This window comes from Mycobacterium simiae (assembly GCF_008370645.1).
In the GTDB taxonomy this organism is placed as follows: domain Bacteria; phylum Actinomycetota; class Actinomycetes; order Mycobacteriales; family Mycobacteriaceae; genus Mycobacterium; species Mycobacterium simiae_A.
The window spans coordinates 1-454 of the sequence record NZ_VTZN01000534.1 but is presented as its reverse complement, the minus strand read 5'-3'; the positions used below and the strand labels follow the sequence as shown (position 1 = coordinate 454).

At 69.2% G+C, this 454-nt stretch carries 1 protein-coding gene; it reads left to right on the top strand.

Features of this window, described 5'->3' with window-relative positions; genetic code table 11:
- On the top strand, positions 1–454 hold a 454-nt coding region (locus F0Q45_RS28875; RefSeq protein ID WP_149656677.1), incomplete at both ends, for an acyl carrier protein.

Below are 454 nucleotides of genomic sequence, written 5' to 3'. Positions count from 1 at the left end.
TGCGCAACGCCCTGGCCCAACACAGCGGCCTGAGCCTGCCGCCGACGCTGATCTTCGACCACCCCACCCCCGCGGCGATCGCCCAGTACCTGCTGTCCCACCTCACCACCACAGCAGCCGATGCGCCGGTACGGACCACCACCAGCACGGCGAGCGCCGACGAACCCATCGCGGTGGTGGGCATGGCCTGCCGCTTCCCCGGGGGCATCGATTCGGCCGCCGGACTGTGGGAGGTCGTCAGCAGCGGCATCGACGTCATGGGCGAATTTCCGACCGATCGGGGCTGGAACCTGGCCGAGTTGTTCGACCCCGATCCCGACGCGGTCGGCAAGACCTACACCCGCTACGGCGGCTTCCTGCCCGGCGCGGCCGACTTCGATGCGGAATTCTTCGGCATCTCCGCGCGCGAAGCCCACGCCATCGACCCCCAACAGCGGCTGCTGCTAGAAGTGTG